This is a genomic window from bacterium, assembly GCA_030018315.1.
GTDB lineage: Bacteria > Hydrothermota > UBA3073 > JACQXS01 > JAGMCI01 > JASEGA01.
In genome coordinates, this window is record JASEGA010000003.1 from 54,901 (window position 1) to 68,242 (window position 13,342).

At 36.8% G+C, this 13,342-nt stretch carries 12 protein-coding genes and 1 pseudogene; 3 read left to right on the forward strand and 10 right to left on the reverse strand.

The window, feature by feature from the left end; genetic code table 11:
* Positions 1 to 74: 74 nt before the first annotated feature.
* The 7 genes and pseudogenes from nifS to QMD71_02350 all read right to left on the reverse strand — a co-directional run bounded on the left by nifS (position 75) and on the right by QMD71_02350 (position 5,578).
* The gene (gene nifS, locus QMD71_02320; protein MDI6839683.1) at positions 75 to 1,244 is read right to left on the reverse strand and encodes a cysteine desulfurase NifS; all 1,170 of its coding nucleotides are present in this window, start codon (positions 1,242 to 1,244) and stop codon (positions 75 to 77) included.
* Complete coding sequence (locus QMD71_02325) at positions 1,237 to 1,716, reverse strand: Rrf2 family transcriptional regulator (GenBank protein ID MDI6839684.1); 480 nt, start codon at positions 1,714 to 1,716, stop codon at positions 1,237 to 1,239. The genes nifS and QMD71_02325 overlap by 8 nt, the downstream gene beginning before the upstream one ends.
* Before the next feature lie 333 nt (positions 1,717 to 2,049).
* Positions 2,050 to 2,520 carry a hypothetical protein gene (locus tag QMD71_02330; protein MDI6839685.1) on the reverse strand — a complete coding sequence of 157 codons (471 nt, stop codon included), beginning with the start codon at positions 2,518 to 2,520 and terminating at the stop codon, positions 2,050 to 2,052.
* Between the two features lie 25 nt (positions 2,521 to 2,545).
* Complete coding sequence (locus QMD71_02335) at positions 2,546 to 2,911, reverse strand: hypothetical protein (protein ID MDI6839686.1); 366 nt, start codon at positions 2,909 to 2,911, stop codon at positions 2,546 to 2,548.
* Between the two features lie 176 nt (positions 2,912 to 3,087).
* Positions 3,088 to 3,207: pseudogene (locus QMD71_02340) on the reverse strand (GIY-YIG nuclease family protein).
* 192 nt (positions 3,208 to 3,399) lie between these two features.
* Entirely contained in the window at positions 3,400 to 4,104 is a 705-nt protein-coding gene (locus tag QMD71_02345; protein ID MDI6839687.1) for a radical SAM protein, read from the reverse strand.
* 229 nt (positions 4,105 to 4,333) lie between these two features.
* The gene (locus tag QMD71_02350; protein ID MDI6839688.1) at positions 4,334 to 5,578 is read right to left on the reverse strand and encodes a pitrilysin family protein; all 1,245 of its coding nucleotides are present in this window, start codon (positions 5,576 to 5,578) and stop codon (positions 4,334 to 4,336) included.
* A gap of 323 nt (positions 5,579 to 5,901) precedes the next feature.
* On the opposite strand from QMD71_02350, the gene QMD71_02355 reads away from it, so the two are divergent.
* Together QMD71_02355 and QMD71_02360 are read left to right on the forward strand one after the other, a co-directional pair.
* On the forward strand, positions 5,902 to 6,897 hold the full coding sequence (locus tag QMD71_02355; protein MDI6839689.1) for a tetratricopeptide repeat protein: 996 nt from the start codon (positions 5,902 to 5,904) through the stop codon (positions 6,895 to 6,897).
* 6 nt (positions 6,898 to 6,903) lie between these two features.
* Positions 6,904 to 7,518, forward strand: a complete 615-nt coding sequence (locus QMD71_02360; GenBank protein ID MDI6839690.1) for a tetratricopeptide repeat protein — start codon at positions 6,904 to 6,906, stop codon at positions 7,516 to 7,518.
* 3 nt (positions 7,519 to 7,521) lie between these two features.
* On the opposite strand, the gene QMD71_02365 is transcribed toward QMD71_02360, so the two are convergent.
* Positions 7,522 to 8,493, reverse strand: coding sequence for a DUF4837 family protein (locus tag QMD71_02365; GenBank protein ID MDI6839691.1), 972 nt, complete (start codon positions 8,491 to 8,493; stop codon positions 7,522 to 7,524).
* A gap of 133 nt (positions 8,494 to 8,626) precedes the next feature.
* On the opposite strand from QMD71_02365, the gene QMD71_02370 reads away from it, so the two are divergent.
* A complete protein-coding gene (locus tag QMD71_02370) occupies positions 8,627 to 9,436 on the forward strand; it encodes an SAM-dependent chlorinase/fluorinase (GenBank protein MDI6839692.1) in 810 nt (269 codons plus the stop codon).
* Here QMD71_02370 and QMD71_02375 read toward each other — a convergent pair.
* Both QMD71_02375 and dnaE read right to left on the reverse strand, forming a co-directional pair.
* Positions 9,408 to 9,884 (reverse strand): hypothetical protein, encoded by a 477-nt coding sequence (locus QMD71_02375; GenBank protein ID MDI6839693.1) that lies wholly within the window; start codon positions 9,882 to 9,884, stop codon positions 9,408 to 9,410. The two genes, QMD71_02370 and QMD71_02375, sit on opposite strands and share 29 nt — an antisense overlap.
* Before the next feature lie 107 nt (positions 9,885 to 9,991).
* Positions 9,992 to 13,315, reverse strand: a complete 3,324-nt coding sequence (dnaE, locus tag QMD71_02380; protein MDI6839694.1) for a DNA polymerase III subunit alpha — start codon at positions 13,313 to 13,315, stop codon at positions 9,992 to 9,994.
* Between the last annotated feature and the right edge of the window lie 27 nt (positions 13,316 to 13,342).

The window sequence follows — 13,342 nt, forward strand, 5'->3', positions numbered from 1 at the left end:
GATGTACTATGCCTTCATTATATCTCCTTTATTTCTTTGATGTTCATCCTACCTCAATGTTTACCCAGCTCATATTATGGCCTGGGTTTACCAAAAGGTGATATTTCTCTAAGCCTATTAACAACACCAGGAAATACATCAATCACTCGCTCTATATCCGCATCTGTATTATCTCTGCCAAGACTGAATCTTAAAGATGAGTGTGCAACTTGAGGTGGTATTCCCATAGATAGTAGGACATGGGAAGGCTCAAGTGACCCAGAAGTACAGGCAGACCCTGAAGATGCAGATATACCTTCATAATCCAAATTCAATAACATAGATTCACCCTCCACATATTTTACACAAATTGATAGCGTCCCACTAAGCCTATTTTCTGGATGTCCTGTTAGAATAACATCCGGTATCTTATTCATTATACCATTATACAACTTATCCCTTAATCTTTTAAGCCTCGTATCTTCTTCGCTCATTTCACTCCCTGCTATTTCACACGCTTTACCTAGCCCTACAATGCCTGGAACATTTTCAGTACCAGCCCTACGATTGAATTCATGATGACCACCATGGATGAGTGGGTCAACCTTTGTCCCTCTTTTAATATAAAGTGCACCTACTCCTTTGGGACCGTAAAATTTGTGTCCTGATAAAGAAAGTAAATCTACACCAAGCTTGTTAACATCTATAGGAATCTTACCCGCTGTCTGCACTGCATCTGTATGGAAATATATACCACGCTCTTTTGCAAACTTTGCAATCTCCTGGATTGGCTCAATTGTGCCGACTTCGTTGTTAGCATGCATAATAGTGATTAAAATTGTTTTATTAGTAATTGCAGCCTTGAGTTCGTCCAAATCAACAACCCCATATTTATCTACACCAACATAACTTACATTAAATCCCTGCCGCTCAAGCCACCTGCATGGGTTAATTACTGCATGATGCTCAATCTTTGATGTAATTATATGATTGCCCTTATCCTTATTTGCATAAGCAATTCCTTTAATTGCAAAATTATTTGCTTCAGTCCCACTTGCTGTGAACACAATTTCCTTTGAATCCGCACATAAAAGTTTAGCTACTTTATCTCTTGCATCTTCAATGGCTTCACGCGCCTCACTTCCAAATTTATATATGCTTGATGGATTACTGTATAACTCATTAAAATATGGACGCATCGCATCAATCACTCTTGGGTCAGTAGGTGTAGTAGCATTATGGTCAAGATAGATAAACTTAGCCATCCTTCCCCCTCTGTTTGTATTCGTCCAAAATATCTTGCAAGCTCATATCATTAAGAATCTTGCTAAATTCCTTACTTAACCTATTCCATACAACTCTTGCTACACAGTTATTTATTCTATCACACTCTCCGGTTGAGGTTTCACCTCTTGGCACACAGTTTGAAAGCTTAATAGGACCCTCAAGTGCATATAAAATATCGCCTACCTTTATTTTCTTAAGTGGCTTTTTAAGTTTATACCCACCACCAGGTCCTCGCACAGATTCAACCAATCCCGCTATATTAAGGTCGTGAAAAATTCTCTCCAAGTAAGCCATAGGAATACACTGTTTTTCAGATACACTCTTAACCGAAGTAGGGGCTTGATTAATCAAACCCCTACCTTGCCCATTTTTAGCTTGCCTCGCCAAGTCAAGGCGGGCAAGCTCAATCATTGCCCGTAGCCCATATCTACCTTTACTTGAAATCCTCATATTTTAATATTATAAAATACTCTACCATTTTTGTCAAGTATTTTTAAAAAAGGAGTGTACTGAAAAAAGTATAAAAATTGTCACTCTGAACGAAGTGAAGAGTTTCCGGATTCCGCATATTTATTTAGTAATAGAGATTCTTCGCTACGCTCAGAATGACAGTTTAATGGTATTTTTCAGCACGCTCTTGAAAAAGTACCAAAGTTTGATACCCTCATTGATAGCAACTTACCTAATCAATATGAGTCCTTTAGCTGCCCTGTAACCATTGGATTCAAGATGGCAAAAATAGATACCAGCTGGTAGCATTTTACCCTCGTTATCCTTGCTATCTCAGTTTATGGTATAATAGCCGGCGAGTTGCATTGCAGATGCTAATCTTCTCACTACTCTACCCGTAATATCGTATATTCTGATGTCTACATAGCTATCATTTGGAAGCCCGTATCTAATACTTGTCAGCCCAGTTGTAAGATTAGGATAGTTTTGTGATAGACTGTAGACAGATGGTAACAAAGAGTGTAGTAGTTGAGATTCATCAAGCCCGACAATTGGAATCATATCAAAAAATAGTAAACCACCCGATTCTATATAATTAGCACTTGCCGCTATCCCTGTCACAGATTGACCTACAATATCGTATAACAAGAAAGAACTTGAACCCGCCTTACCACCAGCAGAAAATCCATTCTCTCGCATAATATAGTTCTGTGCTAAAATAGGAGTGGTAAGAACGAGAGATAAAAAGATAAATAAACTTGCTATTTGAGGTGCTACCTCTTTAGTCTGATTCAGTTTTTGCACCCCATACGGACTACATTTTACTATTTTACACTCTACGGCAACGGCTTAACAATCTTGTAAGTAATCCGTACAGAATGAATCCGATGACTCCCGTCATCGCTGTTAAGATAGCACCACACAAAATATTTGTAGAGCGAGTTGCCAATGAGATAGCATTGTCCAAATTGCCGCGTAAAAGAGTTGCATTTATATTATTAGCATTGTTATCCATCACCCTTACTTCAAATTCTGTTACCTTTGCTCCATCAGGCAGATTTACTGGAGCATACCACTCGGAATTGAGCGAATAACTGGCTAAGTAAAGGCCCCCAGTTGTTCCATAAGCATAACTATTGGTACCTGGCATAAATGCACACGGTGGAATAGTGTAATATCTTACCACTGTATCCATCGTGATTGTGCCCTTGATAATAATCCCTCAGTTCACTTCGAGTTTTTCCCCGGGTTACTCGTTCCGATGCCGACGTTACCGCCTCCATATGCCAATATGACCTCTCCAGAAGAAGCGTAATTGATATAAGGCTATTTAGCATTTGTAGAGTCTTGCCAGCAAAGAATCTATTTTGACCCCCCTACTAATTTATTTCTATGTTCAAATACTCTACACTCAAGATTATTTGTGACTCCAATATAAAGAACTTTGTTAGACTTATTTGTGAGAATATACACGTAATATTGCTCGTTCATAATGTCATGCTGAATTTATTTCAGCATCTCTTTTTTTAAGATTCCGAAACAAGCCTGCCCTAAGGAGATTCTGAACCAAGTTCAGAATGACACTTTCAGGGTTCGGAATGACATTTCTAAATAGCCTCAGTCTAAATCAAAAATATCCAAAGTCAGTATAATTAATTTATAAAGATTTTGGGTGTCAACATTTTACTTAATTTGTTGTAGCCAGCCCCTATTTAGACCAAGTTTTGCCATAAACTTAGTTGCTTTCTCATACTCTTTATCAGTCAATTCTCTTGCAATTTTTTTAAATTCATTTGCTCTATGTGCAGGAAAATACTGTGCCATCAAGCTTATATATGTATTTTTAGGCAACTCTTTATTGATGAACTCTAAAACTTTATAAGTAGAAGATAGGTTATTTGGTAAGATTAGGTGTCTTATAAGAAGCCCTCTTTTAGCAATCCCATTTTCTACTACAAGGTCGCCAACCTGTGAATGCATCTCCTTTACAGCAAGTTTCATTACATTAACATAGTTGCTTGCATCTGAATATTTAGATGCAATTTTGGAGTCTCCGTACTTTGCATCCGGCATATATATATATATATCAATAATACCATCAAGTAGTCGCATGGTCTCAACCGAATCATAGCCTCCAGTGTTATAAACAATAGGTATGTTTAACCCTTTCCCTCTTGCAATATAAATTGATTTAATTATAGGAGGTACAAAATGTGTCGGTGTGACAAGGTTTATGTTATGTGCACCCATATTCTGTAACTCTATCATCATATTTGAGAGAGCCTCTTCGTCAGTCTCATTTCCGACCCCTAACTGGCTTATTGGATAGTTCTGACAAAACACACAACGTAGTGAGCATTGTGTGAAGAATATTGTGCCTGACCCCATCGTCCCAGATATTGGGGGCTCTTCACCAAAGTGTAGATTATAACTTGATACACAGGGTTTAGCTTTACTCCTACATATCCCATACTCTCCAATTAATCTATTTACTTTACAGTTCCTGCCACAAAGGGTACATTCTTTAATGATTTCGTACCCAATTTCTATCTTTTCTTTAAATTTTTTTATCAGAAATTGTAAGATAAAGAGGTCGCACCTCTCGCAAATGGAAACTCTAACTAATTTTTGGTCCTACTTTTGATATTGAATAAATTTCAGGTCTAAGATAATTTTGGGCAACAGATAAGATATCTTCTTCACTCACTTTTTCAATATTTTCTGTTATTTCATCAGGTGGCACATATCTGCCAAGATGTATCTCATTTTCTAATAGGCTGACCATTCTTGCAGTTGTAGACTCAAGCCCCAACATTAAACAGCCCTTAAGGTGCTCTTTAGTGCGACTCAACTCGTCCGGCTCTAACCCATTTTTACGTAGTTTATCAAATTCATCCCATACACAATCAATTGCTTTCTCCATATTTGATGGGTCAGTAGCGAGGTAGACACCAAAAATTCCTATGTCAGTTAGTAGTTCAAGTAAAGAAGCCACCTCATAAACAATGCCCTCTTTTTCTCGTAGCCGCTGAAACAGTCTTGAACTCATCCCACCACCTATTAGAGTGTTTAAGATAAGCCATAAATATCTATCTTTATTTTTATACTCAATAGTCCTTGTCCCAAGAGCTATATGGACTTGTAATATATCGTTTTTATGCAATTTTTTAGTAGTCGGTCCACTTACAAAAAGTGATTTCTCTCTCCCCTTTACCACCTCTTTTTCAAAATCCAGCGATTTATGTACAAGGCCTACAAGTCTTTCATGCTTAAGGTTACCGGATGCAACCACAATTAAATTTGGGCCACGATAATGTACAGATTTAAATTTTAAAATATCACTTATAGTAAACTTCTTAACATTTTCACTTGGTCCCATAATTGGGTAAGAAAGTGGATGCGGCTCAAACAATGCCTGTGTCAAAAGATAAATTGACTGGTCAGCCGGTGAGTCTTCAAAACTCTTTATTTCCTCAAGTATAACACCTCTCTCTCTTTCAATTTCAGCTTTGTCAAATTTAGAATTCTTTAAAATATCTGCAATTAAATCCCACACCTTATCAAGATGCTCATCAAGAAATCTTGCATAAAAGTATGTAAACTCTTTTGCTGTAAAGCCGTTAAGTTCACCTCCTATTGAATCTATCTCAGTTGCTATATCTTTTGCTGACCTGCGTTCAGTGCCTTTAAAAAACAGGTGCTCAATAAAATGTGAAATACCATTCTCATTCTTATTTTCATCCCTTGCCCCTCTTGTCAAACATACTCCAAGTGATACTGAACGCACATTTTTGACACTCTCTGTTACTACCCGTATCCCATTATTAAGTATGGTCTTAGAATAAGATTTAGAATTTATCATTGTTTCTAATAATACTGTATAAAAATTGGAAGTCAAGTTTTATATATACTGGAGTTTCCCCATTTTTTGTTTTTTTTCTTAAATTATGAAATTTATACTATAAATTTTGGGGAAACTCCAGTTATATACTAATAATATTATTTGTTAGAGTCGAGTATTGAGCAGTGAGAATTGGGAATCCCCGCTTCTCGCTACTCGCTTCTCCATTTAGGATTTGGTCCACCTCAGGCAGATTGACATTTGAGCTTTGGATGTGTAGTTTAGTAAATATTTTATTTGACAAACAGGGTAATCCCTGTTATTTTACAAATCAAGGAGGTAAAATGAAAAGGTGTTTACTTATTGTAGTTTTATTCCTTATTGGGTGTGCCAGTCAATATATGACTGCTGGTAAAGTTTACATGCAACAAGAGGAATATAAGAAGGCAGAGGAGCAATTTAAGCAACAACTAAGTCAAAATCCACTTGACCCTGATGCTTGGTGGTGGCTTGGCACAGCTTATGTTTACGAGAAAGAGTATGAGGAGGCATGTAAATGTTTTGATAAGATAGCAGAGATAGTACCAGAAAAAAAGGAGTTAAAAAAGGACAAGCCTTTTTTGTGGTCAGTGTATTACGATGCAGGACTACAGGCGCAACGTAATGAAGACTGGGGACTTGCCAAAAAACGATTTAAAAAGGCTACTGAATTTGAGCCCGACTCTTCAATCGCATATGTAAACTTAGCATGGATATTCTCAAAATTAGGTGAAGAAGATACAATGATAGCATATTATAATAAAGCAATTGAACTTAATCCTAATAATTTAGAACCGTATCGGAATTTGGGTATTTATTATATAAAAGCCGAAAAATACAACCAAGCTATTGATTATTTTAAGCAAGGTTTAGCTATAGATTCCACAGATGCGCATCTCCTGTATAGATTAGGTGTTTGTTATTTCTACAAAGAGGATTATCCAAATGCTAAGAATGCATTTGAGCGTGTAATTAGAGCTGACTCTACATTAGAGGATGCATATTTTAATCTCGGTGCTATCTTAATAAAAGAGAAAAAGTATAACGAAGCAGTTAAGGTTTTAAGTAGAGCAGTTACATTAAGACCGGACGATATCGAAGCCCTATCTCATTTAGGTGGTGTCTATCTTATTATGGGCGAATACAAAAATGCAGTAGATACTTATACTAAAATTATCGACCTTAATCCTACAAATGTAGATGCTTATGAGGGCAGAGCCAACGCTTATTGGAAGCTTGGGATGAAGAAGGAGGCAGATGCTGATTTGAATAAGGCAAAAGAGTTACACAAAGAGAAATAGGAGACTGTGTTATCCGATAACACTATCCATGTAGGGACACGCCATGGCGTGTCCCTACTCGTAATATTATTTTGCTCTTCATCACTTTCACATTGTTTGCATAGATTGGACTTTAGGCTTTGGATTTATAGAAATATGGGTATCCGTTATATGAATGAAAGACAATACGATAAAGCTATTAATTATTTTAAGCGTGGTTTAAGCATAGATTCAACAGATGCGAAGATTTGGCATCAGCTTGGTGTTTGTTATTTCTATAAAGGTGATTGCATAAATGCTAAAGAGGCGTTTGAGTATACAATTAAGTATGACTCTACATTAGAGGACACTTACTTCAATCTCGGTGTTCTCTTAATAAAGGATAAAAGATATGACAAAGCAGTAAAAGTTCTAAATAAGTTAGTTAAACTTAAACCGGACGATATTTCTGCACTTTTACATTTAGGTAGTGTTTATCTAATTATTGGAGAATATAAAAAGGCAGTTGATATTTATACTAAAATCATAAAATTTAATCCTGATAATTTAGAGGCTTATGAAGGTAGGGCTACTGCTTACTGGAAGCTTGGGCTTGATAATAATGCAAAAGCTGATTTAATACGAGCAAAAGAGTTACATTAATTTTCATATTTTGAATGTATCACAAATTAGTTCAAGTTGTTGTATCCATTTCCACTTCTTTTCACCTGGTGCAAATATATGCATATCTATCACATAAAGCTCACCCCCACTCCATAAAATATATGTCCTGAAAGGTCCGCCCATCACTTTTTTGTCATTTTGCCATATTCCGTCAAGTTTAGCAGCTTGCATATTATGAAAGCTAACCCAGTAAAATTTTGTCCTTAGAGTATCAACCTTGTCTCCCTCGTAATACTTATAACCAATCTTATCCCTTATAGCTATTGCCTTCTCTTTATTTAATTTCTCCTTTGGGCAAGTCTCCCAGTATATTGATATGATTCTATCCGGGAAATGGCGTATAAAGCTTACAAATCCAAATTCATCGCTTGCTACAACCCAGCCGCGAGGGATAGAGATTGAGAATCCATACTTAGCTTGTAGGTTATCAGCTATCTCCTTTTGGTAGCCTCCTTTATACAAAGCTTCTTTAATTGATTTTCTCACCCCTTCTGCAAAGTAGTTAAATATAAGGTCAGCATTACTCTCTACTACTTCAATTAGTTTATATACAGTAGGAGCAGCTATAACAAGAACACACTGGTCATCGATAAAAAGGTTAGGTGCCCCAAAAATATAGTCTTCACCTGCCATTACCTTCTTAATCGCATCTGGTGCCAGTGTGGAGTCAATGACTGGTTCACCAATAAGCCCAAAAATGAGAATGTTACGCCGATACCTAAACTCGGGTAGTTTTTTAGCTGTTATCTTTTTAGTCTCAAAAATATTCTCTGTAGTAGGAGTATATATGACATGCTCAAGTGCAGCTTTGATAATGCTATCAACTGCAGAATAATCAACATCTTCACTAACTACAACAACCTCTGTCTGCTTCCCTACAGCGTGTGGCGGTTTATACTGCTGTACACAGTTAGCTAATATAAGAAAAGGCAGTATTGCAAATACTTTTACCATCCACTCACATTATACTCTGCTATATTTTAGCTTGTCAAATAAAAACCTTGATTTTTATAGTAAACTATGATAAATTTTTACTAAGATTGCTTCGTCCCGATAAATCAGGACTCGCAATGACGGTAAAAAAGATATGAAGGCGATTGTTACCATTCTAACAGATTTTGGCCTATCTGATTCCTATGTTGGAGTTATGAAGGGGGTTATGCTTAAGATAAATCCTGAGCTTAAATTTGTAGATATTACTCACTCAATTCCTCAAGGTAATATAAAGAAAGCCGCCTTTCAGCTTTTTACTGCCTACAAATACTTCCCAAAATCGACAATCCACCTTGTAGTAGTAGACCCGGGAGTAGGGACTAAAAGAAACCCTATAATTGTTGAGACAAACGATTATCACTTCGTAGGTCCTGATAATGGTGTTTTTAGCTGGATATATGAGAATGAGGATTTTAAAGTCTACAAAATCATGGAAATCTCATCTTTAATAAGTAATACATTTCATGGTAGGGATGTCTTTGCCCCAATAGCAGCAAAACTAAGTTTAAGGATTAAGCCTTCAGAGTTGGGCAATTTGTTAAATCAATGGGTAAAATTCAAGCCACCTAAGCCAATAATAAAAAGTAATACAATTAGGGGTGAAGTTTTGGACATAGACGGATTTGGTAATATTATAACAAATGTACCCAAATCCGTATTTGAGGCTATTGCAAAAACAAACTTTAAAATTAAAATAAAAAACTGTGTAATAAAGGAGATAAAGACTTCTTACATGCAAAATCACCGATTTTGTACTCCAAAACTGGGTAAATCTCCAATTGCAATATTTGGTAGTGCTGGATTTTTGGAAATCTCTTTACCCAGTGGAAACTGTGCAAAATTACTTAATTCAAAGGCAGGAACAAAGATTTCTATCAAATATAATCTGTATAAGAAAACTTAAGGACTCTTATTACTTCGTCACCTAAAAGATTTTTAAAGCTAAGTTCAAGTGTTATCCGGTCCTCAAATGCCCATCTTATACCAGTATTGAGTATAAAACTATCGTGTTTCACATAGCCCTCAAGTAGCAATTTTGCTTCCTTTGAAAGTCCTGTCTCTACTCCATAAAATGCTTCTAACCATTTGTAATAATTAACTCCAAAGTAAGGGATGAATTTTCCACCCAAATCTCCACCAAATACCCCATATATCCCTTTAGATGAGTCATCGTATGGCTCTGAGTCAAATCCAACTGCAAATGAGACTCGTGGTGCTGTAATTCCAACTTTTGCCTGTACTCCTGGTGATTTATGCCAATTAGGAGTCCCAGTCCCAATGACCTTCTCTCCTCCATAGGAGATTCCAAATGTAAATCTCTCAAATGGCGAAATTCCAACCTGTCCAATCATTCCACCATTTGCTACAAATCTGAATTCAATGTCGTAACTCCCTTGCGGGATAACATAAGTTGTTGGTGAATCTATAAGATAGCCAAAATTAAATAAGAAAAAGATTATTAAAATGGCACACCTCCCAATTTAACTGCCCCTTCCCCAAATAATTTTTTAATCTTTGAGCAGAGGCTTTTTTTTGGGGTTATTTTAACTCCAGTTTTCAAAGTTATTTTGTCTTGATTCTCACCTAAGAGATGTAAGAACACTTCGCAGTCTCCTGGAGCTGAATCCAAAGTTTGACGTAAATCTATTAAAGGCTTTTCATCTAATCCCAAAATTCTCACATAAATATCTATCCATTTGACAAATTCGTCCCTTACCTTTGATAACGGGATTATCTTTAAAGCTCTAACAGAAACTCTATCATCTCTTCGTGCTACTTCACCTTTAACTAAAATTCCTTCCTCAGGCTCGATAGAGTTTGCATTGAACACATTATCAAATACCATAACTTCAGAACTGCCATCAAAATCTTCAATTGTTAGAAATGCAATATGCTTATCTCTAATCACCTTTTTCCTAACTACTATTCCTCCAACAATTACCTCTTTCTTAGTAGGCTCAGCTGCTATATCACGTGTCTTGACAGTAGTAAAGGCTTCAAGCTCATCCTTATATCTCTCAAGTGGATGCCCTGAGAAATAAAACCCAAATGCCTCTTTTTCCCATGAGAGTAACTCAGCTTTCGACCACTCCCCTTTTTTAACTGGCTCATCCCTAATGAACAGGCTAAGTTGAGCTGTCTCTTTTTGATTTAGGGTATCTAAAAGCTTCTCCCGATTTGGGTCAATAGAATCAAATGCACCTGCTTTTATTAAGCTTTCACATGCTTTACGATTAAGAGTTACACGATTTAAGAAGTCAGAAAACGATTTAAACGGTCTTTTATTTATGCACTCATCGGCGGCACTCTTACCGAGATTCTTTATAGCAGCAAGTCCAAACCTTATTCCTCTATTCTCAGGTTTAAAATAAGAGTCTGCGCAATTTATATCTGGTGGCAATACCTCTATCCTCATCCTACGGCATTCATCTATAAGCAACTTTATCCGGTCTGTATCCTGTAATTCAGATGTCAAGTTACTTGCCATAAACTCTACCGGATAATGAGCTTTAAGCCATGCAGTCTGGTAAGAAAGTAGTGAATAGCCAGCAGAATGTGATTTGTTAAATCCATAACCTGCAAATGGTATCATTAAATCAAATATTTGATTAGCTAAACTTTCTGGTATCTCATTCTTTTTAGCCCCTTCAATGAATGATTTTCTTCTTTCATCCATAACCACTGGGTTCTTTTTACCCATCGCTCTCCTTAAGATATCGGCTTCACCGAGACTAAATCCAGCTATAACAGATGCTATTTGCATTACCTGGTCCTGATACAGTATTATTCCATAGGTATCACGTAGAATTGGCTCAAGTTTAGGATGCGGATAAGTTATTTTTTCCTCACCATGCTTACGATGTATAAATCTATCTTTTGTAAGCCCACCAATTGGGCCCGGTCTATATAGAGCGAGGACTGCCATTATATCATTAAACGATTCAGGAGCTAACTTTCTTAATATGTCTCTCATTCCATCTGATTCAAGCTGGAACACTCCTACAGTATCACCTTTTTTAAGTAAGTTAAAGACACGAGCATCATTTTCTGGTATCTCTCTTACTCCCTTTTCTTTGAGCATCTCTAATGTGTTATGAATGACTGTAAGGGTGCGTAGCCCAAGTATATCTATTTTAAGCAACCCTATATCTTCAAGCGACTTCATTGAATATTGAGTTGATAAAGTGCCTTCCTCAGATTTAAACAGTGGTGTAAAGTCAGTTAAATTTCCGGGCGCAATAACTATTCCAGCTGCATGTGTAGAAGCATGACGTGCTATACCTTCAAGTTTTCCTGCTATTTCAACTACTTTTTTAAGCTGTGCGTCAGCTTCTACAGCTTCTTTGAATTCATGTATCTCAACTGCTTCATTAATTGATGCTCCAAGTGGTATAAGCTTAGCTATCCTATCAACAACTGGGTATGGTACCTTAAGAACCCTACCTACATCTCTTATTGCAGCTCTTGCTGCCATTGTCCCAAAAGTTATTATCTGACAAACATTTTGCTTCCCGTATCGCTCAGTAATATAGCGTATAACCTCGTCCCTTCGTTCATCACCAAAGTCTATATCAACATCAGGTGGTGATACCCGTTCAGGATTTAAGAATCTCTCAAAGATGAGGTTATAACGTAGAGGGTCAATTTGAGTTACTCCAAGACAATAACAAACAAGACTACCTACTGTAGAGCCCCTACCGGGCCCGATTGGTATTTTTTTCTCTTTTGCAAAGTCTATTAAGTCCTTAATTATCAGGAAGTAACCAGAAAATCCCATCCGTTTTATAGTGTCAAGTTCATATTCAAATCTTTCACGCACCTCCTTTGATGGCTTTTTGTACCGTTCATTTAACCCTTTCTCTGCAATAGCTTGCAGATATTCATCACTTGAATCATAACCTTCAGGAAGAGGATAAGATGGGAAGTATACTTTTGTTGGGTCAAGCTCAAGTCTTAAGTTGCACTGTTCAGCAATCTGTACAGTATTTTCTATAGCTTCAGGATGGTCAGAAAAAAGGGCTGTCATCTCATCCGGTGATTTAAAATAAAGTTCTTGTGACTCAAATCGTAGCCTTTTATCATCTTCCAAGTCTTTGCGAGTCTGTAAGCATAATAGCACATCATGGGCTTCTGCATCTTCTGGTCTAAGATAATGGCAATCATTTGTAGCAACTAATGGGATTCCAAGTTCATCTGCAATTTTTACAAGTTCACCATTAACAAGGTCGTTATCTTTTAAACCGAGCCTCATAAGTTCGAGGTAAAAATTACCTTCTCCAAAGATTGATAGGTATTCACTTGCTACCTTTGTTGCATGGTTAAAATTTCCCTTTTTAATCCAGTACGGGATTTCGCCCCTTAAACAGCCAGATAATGCAATAAGACCTTCAGAGTATTCTTTTAATATAGTTTTATCAATTCTCGGTTTATAGTAGAAACCTTCTGTATAAGCAAGGGTTGATAATTTCATAAGATTCTTGTAGCCACATTCATTCTTAACAAGCAACGTCAAGTGGAAAGCCGGTACCCCATCTACAGTTTGATGTCCAAATCTTGACCCCGGAGCTACATACACTTCTTCACCTATAATTGGCTTAATTCCAAAGTTTTCCATAGTTTTATAGAATTCAATGACTCCAAACATATTGCCATGGTCTGTTATTGCAAGTGCTGGCAGTAAATATTGTTTAGCGAGCTCACCAAGTTTTTCTATTTTACAGGCTCCATCAAGTAGGCTATAATCTGTATGGATATGGAGGTGAACAAATTTAGCGTGTGCCATTTTGTTTATTCTGTGTATTTCTGTAGC

Excerpts from the sequence above, each read along its gene's own strand:
- nifS (MDI6839683.1), bottom strand. The coding sequence starts at position 1,244 with ATGGCTAAGTTTATCTATCTTGACCATAATGCTACTACACCTACTGAC.
- QMD71_02335 (MDI6839686.1), bottom strand. The coding sequence starts at position 2,911 with ATGGATACAGTGGTAAGATATTACACTATTCCACCGTGTGCATTTATG.
- dnaE (MDI6839694.1), bottom strand. The coding sequence starts at position 13,315 with ATGGCACACGCTAAATTTGTTCACCTCCATATCCATACAGATTATAGC.
- QMD71_02350 (MDI6839688.1), bottom strand. The coding sequence starts at position 5,578 with ATGATAAATTCTAAATCTTATTCTAAGACCATACTTAATAATGGGATA.
- QMD71_02370 (MDI6839692.1), top strand. The coding sequence starts at position 8,627 with ATGAAGGCGATTGTTACCATTCTAACAGATTTTGGCCTATCTGATTCC.
- QMD71_02365 (MDI6839691.1), bottom strand. The coding sequence starts at position 8,493 with ATGGTAAAAGTATTTGCAATACTGCCTTTTCTTATATTAGCTAACTGT.
- QMD71_02345 (MDI6839687.1), bottom strand. The coding sequence starts at position 4,104 with ATGGGGTCAGGCACAATATTCTTCACACAATGCTCACTACGTTGTGTG.
- QMD71_02355 (MDI6839689.1), top strand. The coding sequence starts at position 5,902 with ATGAAAAGGTGTTTACTTATTGTAGTTTTATTCCTTATTGGGTGTGCC.
- QMD71_02325 (MDI6839684.1), bottom strand. The coding sequence starts at position 1,716 with ATGAGGATTTCAAGTAAAGGTAGATATGGGCTACGGGCAATGATTGAG.
- QMD71_02375 (MDI6839693.1), bottom strand. The coding sequence starts at position 9,884 with ATGATTGGACAGGTTGGAATTTCGCCATTTGAGAGATTTACATTTGGA.